The sequence below is a fragment of the Clostridium perfringens genome (genome assembly GCF_016027375.1).
Lineage (GTDB): Bacteria > Bacillota > Clostridia > Clostridiales > Clostridiaceae > Sarcina > Sarcina perfringens.
Window position 1 is genome coordinate 1891253 of the sequence record NZ_CP065681.1, and the last position, 24311, is coordinate 1915563.

Consider the following 24311-nt stretch of genomic DNA (forward strand, 5'->3'; position numbering starts at 1 on the left):
AAATTATCCACTTTAAGCTAAGTCTATTATAATATTTCTAATACTTCTACAGTATAGTTTCCACCAGGAGCTTCAACTTCTACTATATCTCCAACCTTTTTACCCATTAGGGCCTTTCCTAAATCTGATTCTATGCTTATACACATGTTTTCTAAATCTAAATCCATAGTTGTAACTAAAGTAACAACATCCTCATCATCATCTTCAACAAATTTTATTCTAGCTTTGCTGTTAAGACCTAGTATAGATTTATCATTACTTTCTTCATCAACTATTATTGCTGTTGAAATCATAGTTAAAAGGTATTGTATTCTATTATCATTTTCTCTATAGTTTCTACAAGCCTCTTTATATTCAGCGTTTTCTGATCTATCACCATGGGCTGCTGCCTCAAGTTTCTCTTTCGCAATCTTTGCTCTAACAACAGACATTCTATAGTCTAACTCTTCTCTTAACTTTCTAACGTTTTCCTCTGTCAAATAATTGTTCATAATAAGATCTCCCTTAACTCTTAATTCTTTATTTTATCATTATACAACATTTACATAAATTTTAAAGGTGTTAATTAGGAAATAGGAGAGTATTTATAGACTTTTACATTTATCTAAAGGAGAAAATATAGCTTTTTATGCTTTAGTGACGGAGTTGTGACGGACTTGTGACGGGTTTTGAGCCAGAGTTTTCTTAGTGATACCAAGGGTTTTGACGGAAGTGACGGACTTTTTTTACTCCTATATAATAGGGAAAATAAAAAAATAGTATAAAAAAAACACATTTATTAAATACCCTATATATAGTGAGTGAAAAATAGCTAAAGTCTGGCAAAGCCTGGCTAAAGCTAGTCATATCAATGCTTTAGAGTGTGACGGACTTTTTGAAAGTCCGTCATAAACTTGTGAAAGTCATTCAAAAAAACATTGAAAGTTCAATTTAGAGGTGAATAAGAGAGTTTAATACTATTATTTGATGGGTATAATTAACAATTTTGTTATACATTAAGGGGAAAATAGATATAAAATATGAGTAAAAGTTAGAAAAGAGAATAAAAGAAAAGGAAGAATATGATATGAAAAAGGGAATTGGGGTAACTATTTCAATTTTAAGTTTAGGAGTTTTTTTAGCTTTATCATTTTTTATTATTGCTAAGAAGGAAATGAAGGATTATAAAAACATAGGGATTGATCTTACTTATGATGAAAGGATTAAAGAACCTGTTGAAGAACTCTTAGTTAAGTTTGTTGATTTTGATTATTCTAAGGAAGAGGTTAATTGTGAAGAGATAATTTCTAATAAGGAAGTTGCAGAGACATATAATTTAACTTTTAATTCTACACTTAAGTATAATTTAGAAAGTGAATTGAAGATGTCAAAGGTTTCTATAAGAAGTATTGTAAAAGAGCCTGATAATGAATATAGGGTAAAATTTCATAGAGAATTTGAGATAAAGTTTGACAAAAATAGTGATACCATATCAGGTGGAATGGATGATTATACAGCCTATATAGTTGAAAAGAATGGGGAATTTTATATAGATAAAATTCTTAATGATGTTGATTTTAACCAGTTTAAAAATAGTAAGAGTAAAATAGCTAAACTATTTAAATCAGAGGAGGAGCTTTTTAATGAAGCAATGAAATCTGAAATAGAAGCTAGAAGGAATTATGAGGAATACAAGAAGAGATATAAAAATTAAAATGCCAGATGATTATATTTAATTTTTTAAATTATTTATATTTTTTTGAATTTAATTTAAACTTTATTGACTTAAAATTATAAATATGCAAATATATATGAGAATTTATATTTTTAAGGGGGAAATAAAATGAAAAGTTTATTAAAGGAGAAAATTTCTATTTTTAAAGTTCCTATTATTTTATTTATAGGATGTTTATTAATTATATCTCTTAATAAAAGTATTTATAAAGAGAATAAAGAAGACTTTAAAGAAAAATACATAAAGACTGAAAACGATTGTAATGCTTTAGAGTTAGAAAATAACAAGGCAAAGGAAAGAAAAGATTCTTATATGGAACTTAAAAATAAGTATGATGAGTTAAGCAAGGAATACTCTGATTATGAAGAAAATACTTCAAAGGCTTTAGATAAAAAGATAGATGAGCTAAAAAGAGAGATGGGAGAATAACTTAGTATGAAAAATGATTTAAAGAAATTATTTAAGAAGCTACCAGGAGTAAATGGAAAATACAAGAAAGTTATGACTGTATACTATGGATCTCTTATTTTATTCAGTATAGTTACTTTTTTTATTAAAGAAGATGGGAGCAATTTTTTATTAAGGGAATTTTTTATACTTTTAGTTTTACCATCCATAGCAATTGGTTTTAAAAATATGAAAAGATTTAGTAGAAATGAAAAGTTAAATTATATAGTTTATCCAGGGATATTTATAATTCTTATAAATTTTATTATTAATAGTGGTTTAAATAATAATAAAAATTTTCAAAGTGATGCTTTAAAAGAATTGGGAATAAATGAAAGTGAATATAAAGAAACAATAGAGAGATATAAAAATTTAAAGGTTGAATTAAATAATAATACTATTAATGAAGATCAGTATAAGTTAGAAGAAAATAATTATAAAAAGCTTGAAAGTTCTTATGAAAACTTAAAAGCTGAAACAGCTAAAAAAGAAGAAGTTTATAATGAGCTTTTAAAGAAGAAAGCTGAAAAAGAGGAACAAGAAAAAATAGTCAAAGCTGAAGCAGAGAGAAAAGCTAAAGAAGAGGCAGAAAAGGCAAGGTTAAAGAGAGAAGAAGCAAAAAGAGAGTCTTCAAATAGTAGTAATTCAAGTAGTAAAAATAATCAATCAAATAATAAAAATAATGGAACATTTAAACCAAATGGGGGTACGGCTAGTCATGACCATAGAACAGGCTATGATAGTCCAAGTAGTGATCCTAATAAGCCACAAGCAACCTCAGACTATGGGTATGTAGCTAGTGGAAACAGCTATGTTCACAAAACTCCAGATTGTAAATTTATAAGAGGAAAGGCAACAAGTAGAGTAAGTGTAAGTGCTAGTGGAAAGCATACTTGTAATTGTTGGCGTTATTAAAATTATATTTTATATAAAAACAAAATAAATGTTATATTATGTGAAATATAAAAAGGTGGAATTTTAATTTCTTGCACTTAACATTTTAATATTATAAAATATTATAGGGAAAAAATGCATAAATAAAAAATAAATAGAAAATAGTGCAAAAAAATGAAGGTGAATTATTAAGAATTAATTAAAGTAAAGAAATTAGGTGAAATAATGATAAATTATGTGTGTGAAAAATGTAATTTAGAGTGTAGCACAAGTACTTGTCCGATTTGTAATGAAAGAACAATAGGAAAGTCAAAAATATTTTGGTGCAAAAATTGTAATATTCCAACATATGATGAAATTTGTACATGTTGTGGAGGTAAAGGAAAATATATTTCTACAGATATAAGACCTGTATTTCCTGAAGAAAGACTTCTTTTGGAAGTTTTAATAGGAGAGCCATTTAAGTTTTCAAAGTGTTCTGTATGGAATGGACAAGGAAATAGATATATAGTAGATGGTAAAAAAATAAATTTAACAGTTAAGGATTTAATGGTTAAATCTCCTAAAAAAGTTATACAAGAATTGCAAGAAAATGAAAAAGATAATAAAGTTACATATAAAAATTTTAATAAATATATAGATAGATTTATTGAAGTAAATAAAGATAGATACAATAACATTGTTACAGAAGCTACAGATTATATAATAGATCAAAAAGCTGGATATAATGATGATGAGATGTTTGTATCCTTTTCTGGTGGAAAAGATTCTACTGTTGTTAGCGATCTTGTTATAAAAGCATTAGGTAAACCAGAAATAATTCATGTTTTTGGAGATACTACATTGGAATTTCCAATGACAATGGTTTATGCAAATAGGTTTAAAAAAAATAATATAAGAACACCATTATTATCAGCAAAAAATAAAGAGAAAAACTTTTATGATCTTTGTGATGTTATAGGTCCTCCAAGTAGAGTTATGAGATGGTGCTGTATTATATTTAAAACAGGTGCAATTACTAAAAAAATAAGCACTATATTTAAAGATAAAACAAAAGTATTAACTTTTTATGGAATAAGAAGAAGTGAGTCTGTAAGTAGAAGTAAATATGATAGAACTTCAGATAGTCCTAAAATAACAAAGCAAAAGGTTGCTTCGCCAATAATAGATTGGTATGACTTTGATATATGGTTATATTTATTAACTACAAAGATAGATTTTAATGATGCTTATAGATTAGGATATTCTAGGGTTGGTTGTTGGTGTTGTCCAAATAACAGCACATGGTCTCAATATTTAGCAAGCATATATATGCCAGAAGAACATGAAAAATGGAGGAATCAACTTATAAGATTTGCTAAAAGTGTTGGTAAACCAGATCCAGAAGAATATATAGATGGTGGAAATTGGAAAGCTAGACAAGGAGGAAATGGTGTTAAATATAGTGAAAAAACATTTGTCAAATTTAAACCTTGTGCAGATGAAGCAGAAGCTATAAATTATGAATTAAAAAAAGAAATAACAGAAGAATTATATGAATTCTTTAAACCATTTGGATGGGTAAATAAAGATATGGGTAATAATAGATTGGGAGAAGTTTATATAGTAGATAAAAACAATAATCCTATTCTTAGATTGCAAGGCAGAATCGGAAGTAAGAATCTTAAAATTTCAATAATAAAGTTACCATTTAAATGTAGAAGCTTAAAAGAAGCAAAGAGTAAAGTAGATTGTCAAATAACGAAATATCAAATGTGTTTAGGTTGTTTAGCATGTGAAAGTGTGTGTAAACATGATGCAGTAAAAGTAAAAAAAGCTGCTCATGAAAATGAAATAGTATTTAAAACAGGTGAATCATATAAAATATATGATGACAAATGTAAAAGGTGTGGGGAATGTGTATCACACTTTGATGGTGGATGTTATATGAGAAAAGTGCTTATTACAAAAAGAGGTGAATAAGATTATGCCAAATATAAAAGGCAAAAAAAAGATAAGGATAAAAGGACATGGGAGTTTTTATTTAAGAGAGGGCTGGATAACTAAAGGGCTAAAAGAAATAAAGATAAATCCATATGTATTTTCAGATAAGAATGCAGCAGATATTTTAGGGGTAGGAAGCAATATGGTTTCTGCAATAAAATATTGGATTACTACATTAGGGCTTGTAGAAAGCAAAGTAGGAGAAAATAGAAAAACAAAATATATATTAAGTAATTTAGGAAAAATAATATATGAAAAAGATTTATATATAGAAGAAAGATTTACATTATGGATATTACATTACATGTTAGTTAAAAATCAAAATTCAGCAACTACTTGGAACTTAGTTTTTAACAACTTTGATGTTAAAGAATTTTCAAAAGATGAATTGTTTAATTTCCTAAATTTAGAATATACAAGACTAGTAGGTGAAGGGGAGTTTTCAGTAAAGTCACTTAATGATGACTGTACATGTTTATTAAAAACATATTATTCAGATAATGAAAATCTTAATCCAGAGGAAAATCTAATATGTCCTTTTTCTGAACTAAATATATTAGAAAGAAAGAAAAACAGATTTGATAAGTATGTATATACAAAACTAAAGATAAATAAATCTAAATTAAATCCATTAGTAATTTTATATGTATTAAATGACAGAAGTAAAAAAGGAAGTACAACTATAGATAGACTGATAGAAGAAGAAAATAATATAGGGAAAGTGTTTAACTTAGATAGAAATGAAGTGAATGAATATTTAGATATACTAGAAAAGCAAGGTTATATAGAAATAAATAGAACAGCTGGATTAAATACTGTTTATGTTAAAACTAATAAGAATATCCTTAATCAATATTACGATAAAGAGTAGGAGGAATTTTTTATGGAATACAGAGATATAATTAGCTTAAATAAAAGTTTTCAATACTCTATAAATTTACAGTATGATATAGATAATTTAGATAAAGTTAAGGGATATATACCTACAAAACAGAGTATTAGAATTTTAAAAGAATATTTAACAAGTATTATGTTAGATTCAACAGATAAGACAACTGTTCTTATAGGTCCATATGGAAAAGGAAAAAGTCACTTAGCTCTTGTTTTAATGGCTTTAATATCATCAGAAAATAAAACTATAATAAATGACTTAGTAAAGAAGATTAGAGTTATAGATGAAGAAACAGCAGATTTAATAAAAGCTTTAACAAAAAATAAAACTAGATTTTTACCATTAATAATAAATAGTAATAGTCAAGATTTACAACAATCATTCTTAATGTCATTAAAACAAGCTATTGAAAAATATGGATTAGAAGAAATTGAATTAAATACATATTTTACATCAGTAATAGATTTAATAAACTTATGGAAAAAATCTTATAAAGATACATTAAATATATTAGAAAAAGAATTAAGTAAATTTAATATTACAGTAGATCAATTTATAAAAGAATTAGAAAGTTATAGTAGTAGTGCATATCAAATTTTTGTAAATATATATCCTATTATAAGCTCAGGGGTAGAATATAATCCTATGTTGAACACAGATGTAGTTAAAATAATAGAAGAGTTTAACTATAAAATATGTGAGCAATATGGATATAAAGGAATATTTATGGTTTTTGATGAGTTTAGTAAATTTATAGAAGCAAGTACAGATAGAAATAATGCTAAAGATATGAAAGTGCTACAAGATATAGCTGAATTATGTAATAGAACAAAGGAAAATCAAATTCATTTAGCATGTATTACTCACAAATCTATAAATGAATATATAAGCAAAATACCATCTAATAAAATAGATATGTGGAGAGCTATAGAAGGTAGATTTAAAGAAATTTATTTTACAACTTCATCAAAGCAAAACTATGAATTAATAGGAAACACAATAATATCAGATAAAGAGAAAATAAAATCTATAATTAATAAAAATAATGAGTTATTAGAGGTGTATGAAAGAGGATTTTATATGTTTAAGGATTTATATAACTTCGAATCATATAAAAACAATATAGCTATAAATGCATTTCCATTAAATCCAATCACGGTGTTTGTTTTACCAAGTATAAGTGAGAAAGTAGCACAAAATGAAAGAACATTATTTACTTTTCTTTCAAAAAGAGGCTCAAATACACTATCAGATTTTTTATCAAAAAATGAAGTGGGAAATTTATTAGAGATAGATGTTTTATATAATTACTTTGAAGAACTTTTTAAAAAAGAAATATTTAATGAAAAAATAAGAGAAGTATGGATGAAATGTGATGCTGCATTAAAGAAATCAGAGAGCTTAGATGAGGAAAAAATAATAAAAGGTTTAGCTATTATAAAAATTATAGATGCAGAAGAAGTTTTATCGTCAACAAAAGTTACTCTAAAAAGTGCCTTTTTAAACTTAGATGTAGATTTTACAGTAAATAATTTAGTAACTAAAGGTATTTTAATTAAAAGAAAAAGTAATAATACATTAGATTTTATGCCAGGCATTAAAATTGACATAAATCAGAAAATAAATGATGTAATAAATACAAGGTTTAGAAATATAAATTTAGCGGAAGAACTAGAAAAAATAGAAACTTTAGGATATATAACAGCTAAAAAATATAATGATGAATATTCAATGACAAGATTTTTTAGACATAAATTTATAACTTTAGATGAATTATTAACATATAGTGATATAAACGAACTAATAAGTCAAGAGAATTCAGATGGAATTATATTAAATGTTATAGAAAAGAATTGTGAAAATTTACAAAATTTCATAGGTAATATAAGTAAATATAATTATGCTACAAATTTAATATTAAATGTTCCAAAGAAGCCAATAGGTTTTGAGAATGATGTGTTAGAGTTACTAAGTGTAAGATATTTAAAAGAAGATGAAGAATTATTAAAGGAAAATGAAATATTAAGTGAATATTTAGATATTTTAGAAGAGGATTTATTAGATATAATAAAAAATAATATAGCAAAAGTATTTGATATTGAGATAGGAGAATCAGATATTTATTGGCAAGGAGATATATTAAATGTAAATAGTATTGGTGATCTTAATAGAAAAATATCAAAAATATGTGAAAATATATATAATTGTACACCAAAAATAAATAATGAAATGATAAATAAAAGAAAAATCTCATCTATAATTTTAAAAGCTAGAAATAAAATTATAGATGGAATATTATCAGGAAACTTAGATTTTACAGGAAATGGTCCTGAGGTAACTATAGCAAGGGCAACTCTAACTAATAAGGGATTATTTACAGATTCTGAAGTAGATAAAGATATAGATTTAGTATTGCAAGTTTTGAAAAAAGAACTGATTGATTCAGAAGGGAAGAAAAAGTCATTTAAAGATATATATGAAATATTAGAGGGTACATCTCATGGATTTGGTATGAGAAAAGGTATAATACCAATATATTTGACTGTTGTATTATCAGGGTTTAAAGACGAAATTATTTTATATACAGGAGAAAGAACCTTAAAAGAAGTTCCTTTAAATTCAAATACTATAAACAATATAAATGAGAATCCAAATATGTATTTTATAGAAATTGATAAAGGAACTAAAGAAAAAGATGAGTACTTTTTAGGATTAGAAAAGCTATTTGAGGCATCAAATATTATAAAAACAAATAAGTATGAAAGAGTAGTTTATGCAATGCAAGATTGGATTAAATCTTTAGATAAATTTACTAGAATACATGAACTAAAGTTTAATTCAGATGAAAAAATAGATAGAGATATAGTTAAACTTAGAAAAGAATTATTAAAGTATGATATAAATATAAGAAGTTTTATATTTGTGGACTTACCTAATATATGTGGAACAGAAGATTTATATGAGGCTCTAAAAAGATTAAATGAAATAAAATATTATTTAGATAATAGGTGTATAAAAGTTAAATATGAATTATCTAATATAACTAAAAATAAATTAACTTTAGACTATAATGGAAGTTTAAGTCAATCGATTAAATTATGGATTAATAGCTTGCAACAGTATAAGAAGGATTATTTATATGATGTTGTAACAAATAAATTGATAGAGTATGGAAAAGAGCTTAGTACTAATAATGAGGAAATAATAATTGATCAGCTATCAGTAATATTAACAGGATTAACTATAGGTGATTGGAATGATACTACAATAAAATCATATTTAGAAACTTTAGATACTTGTTTAGAAAAAATAAAGGATTTAGAAGAAGTAAAAGAGGAAGAAAATTCAGATGTTATAACATTAGTTTCAAATGCCAATGGTACAAAGCATGAAAAAATATTTAAGAAAACAGATATAAGTGTTTTGGGAAATACTCTTATAAATCAATTAGAAGAGACAATTGAAGAATATGGATCATCTATAACCGATGATGAAAAAAGGACAATCTTAATTGGTTTATTAGAGAAGTTTATTTAGTAAATTAGTAGGGCAATATAAAATATTGCCCTAAAACAAAAAGAGGTGTAGATGTTGGAAAGAACTATTTATTTAGATAATGCGGCAACCACATTTCCAAAACCAGAGTGCGTTTATGATGCAGTAAATAAATGTATTAGAGAATTTGGTGTTAATGCTGGCAGAGGATCATATAGTTTAGCTAAAAAAGCAACTAATGTAATAGATGAATTTAGAAAAAGTATCATAAATTTAGTTAATTTGAATAATTCTAGTAAAGTAATAATACAACCATCGGCAACAATTGCCATAAATCAAATATTAAATGGATTGAATTGGAATGAAATTACAAATATTTATGTAAGTCCTTTTGAACATAATGCAATAATGAGGACATTAGAGAAGATTAAAGATGAAATATCAATAAATATAGAAATGATACCATTTGATAATATAACATTAGAATTAAAAGAAGATGAATTTAAGAGAATGATTGTTAAGAATAAAGCAGATGTAATATTACTTTCACAAATTAGTAATACAACAGGTTTAATATTGCCTATAGAAGAAATAATAAGTATAGCAAAAACAGAAAATACCTTAGTAATTGTAGATGCTTCTCAAGCTTTAGGATTAATTAATATTGATATGAAAAATATTGATATAGATTTTTTAGTTTTTGCAGGGCATAAAACTATGTATGGTCCATTTGGAATAGGTGGATATATATATAATTCAGACTATGAATTAAAGATGTTTTCAACTGGAGGAACCGGTTCAAATTCAACAGACTTACATATGCCAAAAGAATTACCATATAGATATGAACCAGGAAGTTACAATATTGAAGCAATTTTTGGCACATATAATGGAATAAAATGGATTGAAAGTAATAATATAAAAGAAAAGGAATTTGAATTAACTAAGTATTGTGTTGAAAAATTAAAAAAATTAAAGAATATTGAATTATATATACCTAAAGATAATAAAAAGCACATTGGGATAATAAGCTTTAATTTATTAGGATACAAGGCTGAAGAAGTTGCAAGTATATTAGATGAGGATTTTAATATATGTGTTAGAGCAGGACATCACTGTGCACCTAGAGTTGGTGCATTTTTAGGGGATAATGCTAAGTATGGAATGGTTAGAGTAAGTTTAGGTTATTTTAATACAGAAGAAGATATTGATAAATTATCAGAAGCATTAGAAGAATTACTTTAGACTATGGGGGATGAATTAATGACACGTAAATTTGTAGATTATTTAAATTCAATGAATAATGTAGATGGTAATTCAACTGGGGCATTGGCAGAATCACAAGTTATTAATAAATTTTATAAAAAGATACATGTTGATAGAAAGTTAGGATATTTTATACAAGAATCTATAAAAAATAATGAACATAAAGTTTTTTTTATAACTGGACATGCTGGTGATGGAAAAACAAGTATATTAGCACAGATATTAAAAGAATTAGATTTAATAAAAGATCAGGGGTTAAAGGAATATGATTTTTTAGAGAATAGTAATTACAAGGTTTTTTATGTGAAAGATATGAGTGAACTTGAAGAAAGTACTCAAGAAAAATTAATAAATGAAGCTTTGGAAATGCCAGATAAAGAAGCAACAGCAATTGTTATAAGTAATACGGGACCACTAATAAAAACCTTAAAGAAGATAAATTCTGATTTAGAATCTGATGTAATAACTCAATTAGATAAAAATGAGTATAAAGAATTAGAGGTTCAAGATAAAAAATTTTCAATAATAAATCTTGCGAGAATTGATAATATTGATTTTGTTGATGAAATTTTAGAGAAAATTATAGATGAAACGTTATGGTGTGAATGTGAAAATTGCGGAAAAGAGAAAGTTTGTCATATAAATTTCAATAAAAAATTAATTGAAAATCATAAAAATAGAATAAGTGAATTTATAAAAAGCTACTACAGATGGTTATATGAAAGTGACCAAAGATTAACTATAAGACAAATGATAGCACATATTACTTTTATGATTACAGCTAATAAATCTTGTGATTATATTAACAAGGATATATTCAATGAAGATTACTATAAATATATATATAATTTAGCAAATAATTTATTTGGATATCATGGTATAGAAGAAGATGAAAATAGCAACCAGATAGAAGCTATAAGAAAACTTAAAAGTTTAAATTTAGATAAAATATCTCTTGATGAAGATTATAATCTATTTGTAAAAAATGATTACAAAATGATGCCAGAAGAAGTTGCTAATGTAATTAAGGATAGATGGTCTAAATATGAGAGAGATTGCAACGAGAATAATGGAATAGATAAAATTTTTGATAGAGAAAAAGCGATTAAGATAAGAAGGTGTATAAGGAGATTCTTTTTGGTATTTGGTTTAGAAGAATGTGATGACTTAATGAATCAAGTTTTTGGAGAAACATTTACTTTATATAAAAATTGTATAACTGGAAAAGAAGAAAAAAATGATTTAAGAAAGTTAAAAGATATAGTTTTTAATTCCTTAAGAAAACTAAAATTTGATGGTGGAGATGATAATGATAAAAAACTATACTTAACTCTAAAAAGGCATGATGAAACATACCAAAGTGTTATGCTAGTAATTGGAGAGGTAGATAAAAAGCAATTAGAGATTGTATCAAAAAGTGTAAAAAATGAATTTGATGACATTGAGTATAAAAATGAAATCTATTTAAAAAAAAGAAATAGTGACAGTGAATACTTGTTAAATTATCAATTAATAGAATATTTCAATTCGATTTTAAATGGAGCTATAGAAACAAAAGCATCACCTATGATAACATGCGGTATTGCTAAATTAGATTCTTGGCTTATTAAAAATTTTAAAGATAATGAACAAAATAATAAGTTAGAAATATTAATTAAAACAGCAACTGGTATAAAAATAACAGAGTTAGAAATAGCAGGTTTAGAAATTGAAGTTGAATAGGAGTAAAGTTATGGGTAATTTTCCTAAATTTAAAGATATAGGTAATAATAGTAAGGATTCAATTGTTCAAAGTGATATTTTTGGACATAGATTTAAAAGTGATCAGAATGTTGATGAATATTTACTAGAATTTTTACAAGTTGTTATATCTGAAAAAAAATTATATGTAGAAGGAGAAGGGGAGAAAATTACTAAAGCGTTTTTCCCATTAGTAGATAAGGAAAAGCTTGAGAAAATAGAGTTTTTTCCAGAGTCTAAAATAGATTTAAAGAGATTTGTTTTTTATATGAATAGTAAGGATGAATCAAGAAGTAAGATAGATGATGATGCTTACTATGAAATGATTAATTTTATAAAAGATAAAATTGATATTTCTTGTGATTATAGTAAAAAAGATGTGGTGAAATTTATAGAAAAATTATTATTAGGCTTTAGTGGAGTAACAAAAAATAGATCTTGGTATGCACAAAGTTTTTTGCCTATTTGCAATAGTATGATTTTACCTGAAACTATGATTGGAAAAAAAGAGAGAAGAGATCTAGATAAAGCCTTTGAAATAGGTCGAATTGACTTTGAATACGGGAAGGTAGACACTGAGTGTCAAACTAATAGATATAATTTTATGGCTAGAGGTGGAGAGGTTTATTATCTTCATGTTTTAAGAGGATTAATTAAAAATCCAAAGTATAGAGAAGAATTAACAAATTTATTAGAAAAACAATTAAATGAATATAAACAAATAGAAACCTTAAGTGATACTATTCATAAAATTTGGGTTGAGGGTATAAAAGAAAAGTATGAAGGTATTATTTTAGAGAAAAAAATAACTAAAAAGTTAGGATTTATACCAATTGAATTTGGAAAAAGAGAGGATTATACTGTTGCAGAAATAACTAATTTTTTAAAAAGTGATATGCATCCTTTTGAAAAAATTGAAATTCTATCTAAAGGAATCGTTTTTCAGCTAATAAATCTTATGCATAGTGAAGCTAGATATTATATTGGAAAAAAGACAAGACAAGCTTGGGTAGTAGACATGACATATAACTTTAGTAAAAATAAGGAGTTAAAAAAGATAGCATCTAATTCTTATGATACCCTTGAAGATGATATGACAAATGCAATATCAAATAGGATTTATGAAACAGAAAAATATGATATAGATGATAAAGATAGTAAATTTAAATATGCTATAGATGATAGTTATAAGTTATGTAGAAAATTAGCTAAAGATATAGGGGTTTTAGTACCTTTAAAGGGAAGTGGTATGAGATTTACTCTACAGGAGAATATACTAAAATTCTTAGTGGTCTCAATAATAAAACCAGGTGGAAAATTAACTTTAACAACATTTATAGAAAAACTATATGAACATTTTGGAATTATAATAGGTAGAAACGAATATAAAAAGGCTATGGAAGATCTTATTGTAGAACCAATTAGTGATTTTTCTTGCCTTGATGAAAATGAAAAAGCATTATCTGAAATGTTAAAGCGTTGTAATTTTTTAAGAGATTTATCAGATGCTACATCAATAGTTGAAAATCCATATTTAAATTAAAAGTAGGTGGGTTAATGAAATATTTTATAAATAGTATAGAAGATGAAATTGAAAAGCAAGAACAGAAAAAGCAAATTAATTTAATAAAGTTAGAGGGGATAGAAAGTCCTATTATATATAAAGAAATATGTAAGTATTTCAAAAATAGCAATTTAGATTTTGAAGCAAAATTATCAAGAGAAAAATTTGAAGAATTCAAAAAAGAATACAATAATAATGATGAGTTAGAAATTTTAGAAAGTATTAAATTTTTAGAGAATAATAATTTTGTTGATTTTGATGGAGCAATGACTAAATGGAGAAATGGAATTGCTACAGATAATAAAAATGCCACAACAAAATTAGTTTTATTAATGGGAACAGAACTTGTTCAAGATAAGGGAGGATTAGCAGATTTTTATACTATAAATCCTCAAACAATAATAAAAAGCTTAAAAAAAGATAAATATTACGCTTATTTTAAAGAAGTTATAGAAAATTCAGGCGTTAATATAAAAGATAGTAATGAGGTAAAAAAAGCAATAAATAGAATATTTGATGAGATATTTTCAATTTTTCCAATAGATTTAATAAAAGTAAGCAACATTGCTGAAAATTTAGAGGGTGAAACTTTTAAAATTGTAGATGAGATTATTGAATTTATATTTGATTTAATACCTAAGTATTGGGATTTACCTTGTATGAATAATATAAGACCATCCTTTAATAAATTAAAAGGAAAATCAGCTAAGGCAGCAGATGTAATAAAGAAAGCTTATAATTTTGTAAATAGAAAAGAGTATAAAACCTCTTATCCTAATAAGGGCAAAATAAATAAAATCAAATCAAAATTAGAGGAATTTAAGAAAAATAATTCTATAGAGGATGATTTGAAATTTCCTGTAGACACAGAAGTTTTTGATGATTTTGAAGAGTTTTCTAATGTATTAATAGACTTTATAAAGGGAATAAATTTTGAAGAAAATAGAAAAAAATTAATGCAAATAGATTTTGCCATTGTAAATGAAATTTTAAAATTAAAGGTTAAAGAAGAAGGATCTTCTAAAGGGAAAAAAGAGAAAGTAAATAAAATTTCAGGTAACCCTATTGAAATATATTCAGAAATTATATTAGATAGTTTAAATGAATATAAAAAAGAAAACAATAACTTCCCAAATGAAATTATATTTAATATAGAGAGCATAACATTAGGAAATTGTATTGATAATGATGAACTTTTAGAGGAATATAAATCCATATCAGCATATCTAGGAGGAATACTAGATTTTATAAATAAAGAAAATTTTGAGTTTGGCGACGAAAATTTAGAAATAAAATATTTAGATGACAAGGATCCTTTTTCAAATAGGAGATTAGAGATTAAAGATGAAAATGATGCTGTGATAGAAGGTATAGAATCTATAGACATAAGCAGGTCTAAAAATATAAATGTTGCCTCAAAAATAAATATTAAAGTATTAGTATGTAAAAAAGAAGAAGCAGGAAATGGAGAGTATTTAACAACTAATTTATATGAAAATGAATGGCAATGGGTATTTAATCCAATAAATTCATGGAAAACACAGTTTTTACTATGTAAAAACATAATTAATAATGAACTATGTTCAGTGGATAACATACCTTTAGGGTGGTATTGTGAAAATTTAAATGAGCTTATAGGTTTTGAAAACGAAGATGAATTTTTAAATAAATTATTAGAAAGTAAGATAAAAATAATTACCTCTGAAATTGAAGAGAAAGTTAAATTTATATCAAGTGTTGATAATCAGGTAACAACTTTAAAATATTTATTCAAAGAAATGAGCGAAGATATATTTAAGAATGGATTCTTTTATGAAATTAAAAATGAAGATTCAAAAATATATAAATTTATCTTCAAATATTATAACTTAATAAAGTTTGTTAATTTAAATTTTAAATCTTTTAAGACTATTGAAAAAGAGAAAATATTTATTTTATTAAACTTATTTAATATAGGAAAATCAAATAAAGATGGAATTGAAGACAAAGAATATGATAATGTCATTATGCCACCAATACATCCTATAATGTTAGAAAAATTAGTAGATCAACAAATATTCATTAGAAAAAGTATAAAGGATATATTACTTTCAAGTATTGATAAAAAAGTAGATAGCAGTAAATTAAAAAATAAAATTATAAAAATGATACAATTATCAGAAATAACAACGGGAGCAGATGCTTTATTTGGAAATAAAAATTTACTTACTTCAGAAAAAGTTATAGCTAATTATGCTATATATGAGGATTTAGATTATAAATCAGAAGAAATATTAAATGGATATAATAGTCTTATAATAGAAGATGACGAAATTAATATTAGTGATATTTTAAAATCATCTCCAAAATCATTAATAATATCAGAAAATATTATAGATTATATAAAAATTTTTCCAACAAGAGCAGATGGCATAAAAATAACAATGTTAAATCCAGAAAGTCTACAATATATAGTTTCAGGAATAAATGAAGTTGTTAAGAATTTTTCTGATGAAGGTATAAATATAAAGTTAACAATAATAAGAGATAAAAATGAAAAAAATGGTGTAGATTATCTTAAATATTGGTTGGATAATAAATTATCTGAAAAGGATAATATAAATATTAAAACATTTGTTATAAATAAAGATTTTGAAAGTAAACATATAGTTGAAAGTTTAGATGATACTCTTAAACAACAAGATATAATATTTGTTGGTAATATTTTGAAAACAAAAAGTGTTGAATTAAGAGAGGTTTTTGAGGGAGATTACGAAGAAAATAATGATGCCTCAAAATATCCTATGGTATTTCCTCCATTGCCACTATCTAAAAGTGCTAATAAAAGAGCTATAAACATAACACAGTCTCAATTTGATTTAGAATATGAGCATACTCAATTATTAAATAGGATAAAAAATCCTAGTAGTAAAGAATGTGAATTTAAGGTTGTAAAGGAAATAGCCATAGATGAAAGAAAAAATGAATTGCTTCAAAATATCCACAATAGTGCTAAATGGGTAGTATGTATGGATGAAAGTATAGATAAGGAAATATTATCTAATAAAAATAAAGGACATATTGTTGGATTTACTACTGGAAAAGGAAATTATGGAGAACTAAATGTTACAGTTTCTGCTAGAAATGATATTTTAGAAGATATTAAGATTAAACTTAAAAATAGATTAAGAAAGCATTTTAGAAGTTGGAGTAATGACGAAAATACATTAGATTTAGTAGCTGATTTTTGCATAAAAACTGCTGAAGAATTAGATGGGGGAAAGATATTAAAAGCCTTAAATAGTAGTGATTTTGCAATTCATAGTTTTCTTTCTTATATAATAACCCTTCAATATTTAAATATACCATCTTGTGATGATGAGTATGTAGTAAGGATTCTTTTGAATTTAGATTCTCATATGCATTGGTTTGAGGAATTGGTAATAAATGAAAATGATGAGGATAAAATAAGACCCGATTTATTATTGTTAGAAATTAAAAAAGATGACTTTTGTGATGAATATGGTAATCTTAAAATAAATGCAACGGTTATTGAATGTAAAATGGGGAATGAAGACAATGTAAAGAAGAACAAGGCAATAACTCAAGTTAAGAAAGGTATTTTATCTTTAAGCAAAATTTGGGATAAATCTATAGAAACAAGCAAGAGATATTGGAGTAATCAGTTATATAGAGCTCTTATATTTTCAAAGATAAATATAGATGAAGATGATGAAAAATATGAAAGAGTTATAAATAAAATAGAAGGTGTCTTAAATGGAAGATATAAAATAAATTGGAGCGGTAAAGTTTTTGCTTATTGGATAAATTCAAGGGAAATAACATGTATAGACAATTGTGTTTATGATATAGATGATGTAGAACATATAACTTCAGATATAAGGATAATAGAATGTGGTCAACTATATATTAAAAAGATGTTATTACCAGAAGAGAAGAGAGAAGAAAATCAAGTGTTTGAAGAGGAAGTAATAGAAGATTTAGATGATATGGATTCTTTATTTGAAAAATTAGAAGCCGATAATATAGATAAAGAAAAAGGTTATATAGAAGAAGTAGAAGTTAGAAATCAATTAGATAACAAGGAAAAGGAAATTTATAAAGAAAATAATAATGAATTAAATAATGAGAATGTAGAGATTTTAAGTGGAAAGAATGGTGATTATAAAGAGCTAAAGGATATTAGGGTCTTAGTTGGAAAAGAGGAAAGAACTAATAAAAATATTTATTGGGAATATGGAAATAAGGATTTAAATAACAGACATTTATTTATAAGTGGTAGATCTGGTACTGGTAAAACTTATTGTATTCAATGTTTACTCTATGAATTAACTAAGCAAGGGGTTCCTGCGATAATCTTTGATTACACTGATGGTTTTAGAGAAGATAAATTAGATCCTATATTTAGAGAGTTTTTAGGGGAAAGATTAAAGCAAAAAATAGTTATGTTTGAAAAGTTTGATATAAATCCATTTAAAAGACAAAAAATATCTATAAGTGGATTTACTAAGGATGAAGAAGACATAGATATAGCTAGAAGAATAGCTGAAACATTTAAATCAGTATATTCTTTAGGAGATCAACAATTTAGTAATCTTTATACAGCTACAAGAAATGGATTAGAGAAGTTTGGTGATAAAATGGACTTTTCAATATTAGCACAAGAACTTGAAGAATTAGGAACTAAGGAAGCTAAAACTACATTAAGTAAAATACAAGTATTTTTAGATACAAAAGCTTTTGATAACAACAGTGAGTTTTCATGGGAAAAACTTATAAAATCAGATGGAGATGTATTTATAGTTCAATTAACAGGATATACTAGAGATGTACAAACCTTATTAACAACATTAATTTTATGGGATATATGGAATTATGCAAGAAGGTTTGGAAGTGAAGACAATCCTTTTGTAGTTGTATTAGATGAAGCTCAAAACTTAGATCATAGTGAGACTTCTCCTAGTGGATATATATTAACTGAAGGTAGAAAATTTGGTGTTTCAGGATGGTATGCTACTCAGTTTTTAAAAGGTCAGATGGACATTGATGAAATTGGAAGATTACAACAAGCAGCTCAGAAAATATATTTTGCACCACCAGAGACAGAAATAAAAGATATTGCTAGGATTATAGATAGCGATACAAAAGAAGCTAAAATATGGGAAGAAAAATTGAAGTTTTTAGGGAAAGGCGAATGCGTAATATCTGGTCAAATGAAACAACCTAATGGTGAAAGACTAATTAGATATTCACCAAAGATAATAAAAGTAAGCAGTTTGGAGGAAAGAAAAAATGGCAATTTATGATAAAAATTTAAGGTTTCATGAATCTTTTGCACCGGATTTAAAGTATATATCTAAAATATTAGAATTAGCTCAGGAGTATTATGAAGGAGAAATTTTAGAAATAAGCAAAATAACAGGAATACCTTCAGGAGTATCAAGTGGAAAAGTAAAGCCAAGTATTATATATGCATCTTATATGGGACTAATAGATTACGAAGTTGAAAATTGTATTTATAAGTTAAGTAGTACTGATTTAGGAAAAATTATTTTTGCAGAAGATCCTTTTCTTATAGAAAAAGTAACAAAAAGTATTATGAATTATAACTTAACAGATAAAAATTTAGGTGCACCTCAATGGTGCTACCTATTTAAAGTGTATTCTGGTAATAGATCTATATCAAAATCAGACTTAAAGAGAGATATGGAAATCTATTTTAATAAAAATAATATTGAAATGGGACCTATTATAGGTACTTATAAAAATGATTTTTCAGATTTAAAATTAATAGATGAAAATTCAGATAATATATCATTTAATAAGTGTTCAGTATTAATTGAAAATGTATATGTATATGGATATACTTTATTAAAAACATGGGAAGAACTATATCCAGATAGAAAAGAGATAACAGTATTAGAGGTTTTAAATGATATGAAATGGGGAATTTCATATGGTTTTGACTATGATAAAATATTAGAAGCCCTAGAGTTATTAGAGCAGTATAACATTATAAAATTAAATAAGCAATTAAGTCCCTTAACAATTATAAAATTAGAAAACTCAGATGATATAAAATTTGATTTATATTCTATGTTAATTTAGGGGTGAAAATTATGAAAATAAAAGATATTTTAAAGTTTAATAGAGATGCTTTTTTTGATGGTGCTGTTCAAATAGACTGGTATTATGATGAAGCAAAGAGAAAAGATGTATCTAAAAGTTATGTTTTTCACGGAAAAGATTATCATGGAGTTGAAAGAAAAAATTTAATTGATACTGCAAGTTATGTCAAAAGAATAGTAGAAAAACTATATAAGGATAAAGAAAGTAATAGATTCCTTTTAACAATAGCAGGGTATGGAACTGGAAAATCTCATTTAGGTGTGACCTTAGCAACGCTTTTAGGAGAAGAAAATAATGAAAGAGAAATAGTTTTAAATAAAATAAAAGATGTAGATAATAGTTCTTATGATTATATATCTAAAACTTTAAGAGGAAAAAATTTATTACTTACACTTAATGGTATGAATGATTTTAATTTAAACTATCAAATGCTAAAAGTGGCTAAATTAGCTTTAAAAGAGCAGGGAGTTAATGATTCATTTTTAGAAGATATGACTAAAGCCTATGAAGTTGCAGAACATTTTGTAGAAAAAAATTATGAAAAGTTTGAAGATAGGTTTAAATATTATTCTAAAAATAATACAAAATATAATCTTAGTAAGAATTTAAAAAAGGAATTATTAGAAAATTTAAAAGGAGATATAAAGGCATTTAATATAATTAATGAAGTTTATAAAGAAATTACTAGTAATTACATTAAATGGGATGAAGGTGTATCAGCAGGTGAAATAATAAATAAGCTTAATAAATATCTTTGTGTGGAAAATAATTTTTTTGAAAATATCATAATATTATTTGATGAATTTGGTAGATTTATAGAATATGCTGGTGCGGTAGGAACTTTAGCTGGTGAATCAGGATTACAACAGATGTTTGAGGCTATTCAAAATTCTAATAAGAATGTTATGTTTATTGGATTAATTCAATCAGATTTAAATGCATATTTAACTAGAGTAGAAAACTCAAATAATATAATAAGATATGTAGGAAGATATGAAACTAGTGAAAAATTATACATATCATCTAATTTAGAAACTATTTTAGCTAATCTTATAAATAAAAAAGATGAAAAACAATATGAGCTTATAATAGGTAGTAGAATAGACGGAGTTTTATCTAAATATTATAATAATATATTTAATTCAATAAATAGATGGTTACCTAATAGTAATATAGTTTGGAAAAATGAAAGTTTATTTAATAAAATAATAGCTAAAGGAACTTATCCACTAAATCCCTTAACAGTATGGCTATTATGTAACTCTTCAGATTGGATGCAGCAAAGATCAACCTTAACCTTTGCAGAAGAAATTTTTGAAAAATATAGCAATGAGGAACTGTTTGGAGATAAACTAGTTCAAATATATCCAACAGAGCTTATAGAATCAAAATTTTTTAATGAGCTTTTAGGAGCAGAAGAAAAAGGAATTCAAAATAGTCAGCATTGTATAATGTATAAAAATATAATAACTCAATATGAAGAGAAATTATCTAAAAAACAATTAGATGTTCTTAGAGGTATTTTAATAAGTAATATAGGAAAATTTAAGTTTTTTGATAAAGCTGATAATTTAAGTGGAATAGAATATATAACAGGAATAAGAAAAGATGTTGATAAAACATTAAAGGAACTAGAAGATGAGTTTGGAATTATATCATATGATTCTAAGATTAATAGATACGAATTTATATCAACTGGAAGTAGTATAAATGATTATAAAAAAACATTTTTTAAATATAAAGTAGTAACTAGAGACGATTCAATTAAAATAGAAGATCCTTCCGTAAGAGCAGATCTTTCTTTAGATGAAAATTTTTTAGTTGAATTTTCACAGTTAAAAGGAATAAAAACTCAAGAGTGGAATTATGAAAAATTCTTTATAGATATAAACGAATTAACAGAAGGTTATATTAAATCTTTAATTTCAAGAGTTAAAGTAGCTATAGATGGAGAAAAGTCAAGAGGGATTTATCTATGGGTTTATTGTGATTCTAAGAGTTATAATATTGATAAAGTTAAAGAAATATTAAATAATAGTGAAGCTTTTGATCTAGGTATAATTGTTTCAATTTTAAATGATGCTAAAGATGAACTAAAAGATAATATAAATAAATTAAATATATTAAATAAATTTAATAAGGAAGAGAAAGATAAGTATAATAATTTATACAAAAAGGATGTAGCTGAAACTAAGATAAAGATTGTAAGAACATTTACTGAATTAGCAAGTAAAAGGGCATATATAACTAAAGAAGGACTAGTTACAGTTAACTATAGATCAACTAGATATTGCAATAAAGTTTTCTCAGATATATATACTAAAGCAATTCCATTTATGTTTGATGGATTTGATAAGAAGACAAGTGTCAAAGCAAAGAACTATTATAAACAAGTTATAGATATACTAATTACTGAAAGATATAAAAATAGACAAGCTATGTCATCAGTAACTCAGGATGTTAAAAATAGATTTGATGCTGTATTAAGAGAGGACTTCTCATTTGGATGGGGTGTATTTGATAAAAATTATTTAAGTATAGCTCCTAAAAATAATATAGTTTTTGAAATTACTAAGGAAATTATAGATAATATAGAAAAAAATAATTCAATAAAAGGATTTTCATTATTAAATAAATATATGCAAGCTCCTTATGGATTAAATTTATATCAAATTAATTTAATTATGGTATATATATTAGTTGAAAATAAAAATATAAGACTAAATTATGTAGGAAAAAATTTAAAAAGAACTGATTTAGCTAAAATATTAAAAGATAAGTTAAATTTAGAACTTATTTTTAAATGTGAGTTTTTAATGAATGAGATGGATACTAAAGAAAAATTAGATAAATTGGTTAAAGACATAGAAAAAAATAAGTATCCAGAACTTTGTAGTGAGTTATATAAAAAGTTAAAAGCTATAAATGAAGCAGAAGACATACCAGTAGAAATGGAAGATTTATATTATAATGCAGAAAAAAGATTAGAAGATGGTATGAAAATTAATACTAAGATAAATGAAGAGTTATATGAAATCGAGTTATCAATATCAAATTTAAAAAAACAATTTGATTTAATAAAATCATTTAAAGTTATTAGTGATTTACAAAGAATTTTAGCTAAAGAATTAGGCAATAGATATGAATATAGTGACAATATAAAAAATGAAATAAAGAAAAGAGATATAGAAATAAGAGAAGTAATTAGATCTAGAGCACCTAGATTTATAGAAAAATTAGATTTTAACATAACTGAAATTAGTATATATAAGGAACGCTATTTAGGAACAGCGGTAAGAATATTAAAGAAATTAAAAGAAGATGAATTAGCAAATAATTTGTCAGATAAAATAAATAAAGTTATAGAGAGAATAGAAAGAGAAGAGGCATTTAGGGGATTATTTAATACTATAAATGAATTAAGACTATCAGTTAATACAAAAATAAACATGAAATTTACTGAAATAAGAGATCTAAAGAATCAGTTAAGTTCATTAAAGTATGAATTAGAAAAAGAAGATATGCCAAATTCAATAAAGAATACTGCTTTAAATGATATAGATAGTATTTATAAAATATTAATAGAAAGAGAAGAAAAGCAATTAATTCTTATAGAAGATATAAAAATATTAAGCGAAGAAATAGATTGTAACTCTAAATTAGATAAATTATTAAATGATATAAATAAAGTATTAGACTTAGAAATTATTTGTGATGATATAGAAGAGATTAAAAAATTAAAATGTGAAATTGAAGAATATAAATTTTATATTAGAGAAATTAAAGGTAAAGAAGTTACTTGGAATAACTTTGATGTTTTAAAGAAAAAATTATTAGAAAGATATAAATCAAGTAAATTACTGCCTTTAATAGAAAAAAATATTGAAGATATACTTAATAATTTAAAAGAAAATGAAGAGAAATGGAAAAAAGAAAATATTTATATTGATTTTTCTAATATGTCACTAGATCAATGTATTAATTGGCAAAATAAAATGGAAAATATTCCCTCTTATATTTCGAATAATACATTAGAAATTATAAAAATAAAAAAAGAAGAAGCTTCAACTAAAATAGCAGAGCAGAGAGTTGATGGTGTTATTGCTATGTTTAATAGATTAACAAATGATGAAAAAAGAATATTTTTAAGTAAAATAAATAACTAAAGTAAATAACACTAGATTAAA

The 24311-nt window shown here is 24.8% G+C and carries 13 protein-coding genes; 12 read left to right on the forward strand and 1 reads right to left on the reverse strand.

Annotated features, from left to right (window positions below):
* Positions 1-26: 26 nt before the first annotated feature.
* Entirely contained in the window at positions 27-491 is a 465-nt protein-coding gene (locus tag I6G60_RS09065) for a GreA/GreB family elongation factor (RefSeq protein ID WP_148335862.1), read from the reverse strand.
* 575 nt (positions 492-1066) lie between these two features.
* On the opposite strand from I6G60_RS09065, the gene I6G60_RS09070 reads away from it, so the two are divergent.
* The 12 genes from I6G60_RS09070 (at position 1067) to I6G60_RS09125 (ending at position 24290) form a co-directional block, all read left to right on the forward strand.
* Positions 1067-1693 (forward strand): hypothetical protein, encoded by a 627-nt coding sequence (locus I6G60_RS09070; RefSeq protein ID WP_197925247.1) that lies wholly within the window; start codon positions 1067-1069, stop codon positions 1691-1693.
* Positions 1694-1822: 129 nt separating this feature from the next.
* Entirely contained in the window at positions 1823-2143 is a 321-nt protein-coding gene (locus tag I6G60_RS09075) for a hypothetical protein (RefSeq protein WP_142420302.1), read from the forward strand.
* A gap of 6 nt (positions 2144-2149) precedes the next feature.
* On the forward strand, positions 2150-3076 hold the full coding sequence (locus tag I6G60_RS09080; RefSeq protein WP_197925248.1) for a cell envelope integrity protein TolA: 927 nt from the start codon (positions 2150-2152) through the stop codon (positions 3074-3076).
* Between the two features lie 204 nt (positions 3077-3280).
* On the forward strand, positions 3281-5017 hold the full coding sequence (locus I6G60_RS09085) for a phosphoadenosine phosphosulfate reductase domain-containing protein (RefSeq protein WP_114651394.1): 1737 nt from the start codon (positions 3281-3283) through the stop codon (positions 5015-5017).
* Between the two features lie 4 nt (positions 5018-5021).
* Positions 5022-5909: a DUF4007 family protein gene (locus I6G60_RS09090; protein WP_197925249.1), complete on the forward strand. Its 888-nt coding sequence runs from the start codon at positions 5022-5024 to the stop codon at positions 5907-5909.
* Positions 5910-5921: 12 nt separating this feature from the next.
* Entirely contained in the window at positions 5922-9467 is a 3546-nt protein-coding gene (locus tag I6G60_RS09095; protein WP_197925250.1) for a hypothetical protein, read from the forward strand.
* 51 nt (positions 9468-9518) lie between these two features.
* Positions 9519-10670, forward strand: coding sequence for an aminotransferase class V-fold PLP-dependent enzyme (locus I6G60_RS09100; RefSeq protein ID WP_197925251.1), 1152 nt, complete (start codon positions 9519-9521; stop codon positions 10668-10670).
* An 18-nt stretch (positions 10671-10688) separates the two neighbouring features.
* Complete coding sequence (locus I6G60_RS09105; protein WP_197925252.1) at positions 10689-12413, forward strand: hypothetical protein; 1725 nt, start codon at positions 10689-10691, stop codon at positions 12411-12413.
* A 10-nt stretch (positions 12414-12423) separates the two neighbouring features.
* A complete protein-coding gene (locus tag I6G60_RS09110) occupies positions 12424-13974 on the forward strand; it encodes a hypothetical protein (protein WP_197925253.1) in 1551 nt (516 codons plus the stop codon).
* Positions 13975-13988: 14 nt separating this feature from the next.
* On the forward strand, positions 13989-19301 hold the full coding sequence (locus tag I6G60_RS09115) for an ATP-binding protein (RefSeq protein WP_197925254.1): 5313 nt from the start codon (positions 13989-13991) through the stop codon (positions 19299-19301).
* The gene (locus tag I6G60_RS09120) at positions 19288-20103 is read left to right on the forward strand and encodes a hypothetical protein (RefSeq protein WP_197925255.1); all 816 of its coding nucleotides are present in this window, start codon (positions 19288-19290) and stop codon (positions 20101-20103) included. Before I6G60_RS09115 ends, I6G60_RS09120 begins: the two co-directional genes overlap by 14 nt.
* 11 nt (positions 20104-20114) lie before the next feature.
* On the forward strand, positions 20115-24290 hold the full coding sequence (locus tag I6G60_RS09125; RefSeq protein ID WP_197925256.1) for a hypothetical protein: 4176 nt from the start codon (positions 20115-20117) through the stop codon (positions 24288-24290).
* Positions 24291-24311 lie beyond the last annotated feature (21 nt).

Excerpts from the sequence above, each read along its gene's own strand:
- I6G60_RS09065 (WP_148335862.1), bottom strand. The coding sequence starts at position 491 with ATGAACAATTATTTGACAGAGGAAAACGTTAGAAAGTTAAGAGAAGAG.
- I6G60_RS09070 (WP_197925247.1), top strand. The coding sequence starts at position 1,067 with ATGAAAAAGGGAATTGGGGTAACTATTTCAATTTTAAGTTTAGGAGTT.
- I6G60_RS09075 (WP_142420302.1), top strand. The coding sequence starts at position 1,823 with ATGAAAAGTTTATTAAAGGAGAAAATTTCTATTTTTAAAGTTCCTATT.
- I6G60_RS09080 (WP_197925248.1), top strand. The coding sequence starts at position 2,150 with ATGAAAAATGATTTAAAGAAATTATTTAAGAAGCTACCAGGAGTAAAT.
- I6G60_RS09085 (WP_114651394.1), top strand. The coding sequence starts at position 3,281 with ATGATAAATTATGTGTGTGAAAAATGTAATTTAGAGTGTAGCACAAGT.
- I6G60_RS09090 (WP_197925249.1), top strand. The coding sequence starts at position 5,022 with ATGCCAAATATAAAAGGCAAAAAAAAGATAAGGATAAAAGGACATGGG.
- I6G60_RS09095 (WP_197925250.1), top strand. The coding sequence starts at position 5,922 with ATGGAATACAGAGATATAATTAGCTTAAATAAAAGTTTTCAATACTCT.
- I6G60_RS09100 (WP_197925251.1), top strand. The coding sequence starts at position 9,519 with ATGTTGGAAAGAACTATTTATTTAGATAATGCGGCAACCACATTTCCA.
- I6G60_RS09105 (WP_197925252.1), top strand. The coding sequence starts at position 10,689 with ATGACACGTAAATTTGTAGATTATTTAAATTCAATGAATAATGTAGAT.
- I6G60_RS09110 (WP_197925253.1), top strand. The coding sequence starts at position 12,424 with ATGGGTAATTTTCCTAAATTTAAAGATATAGGTAATAATAGTAAGGAT.
- I6G60_RS09115 (WP_197925254.1), top strand. The coding sequence starts at position 13,989 with ATGAAATATTTTATAAATAGTATAGAAGATGAAATTGAAAAGCAAGAA.
- I6G60_RS09120 (WP_197925255.1), top strand. The coding sequence starts at position 19,288 with ATGGCAATTTATGATAAAAATTTAAGGTTTCATGAATCTTTTGCACCG.
- I6G60_RS09125 (WP_197925256.1), top strand. The coding sequence starts at position 20,115 with ATGAAAATAAAAGATATTTTAAAGTTTAATAGAGATGCTTTTTTTGAT.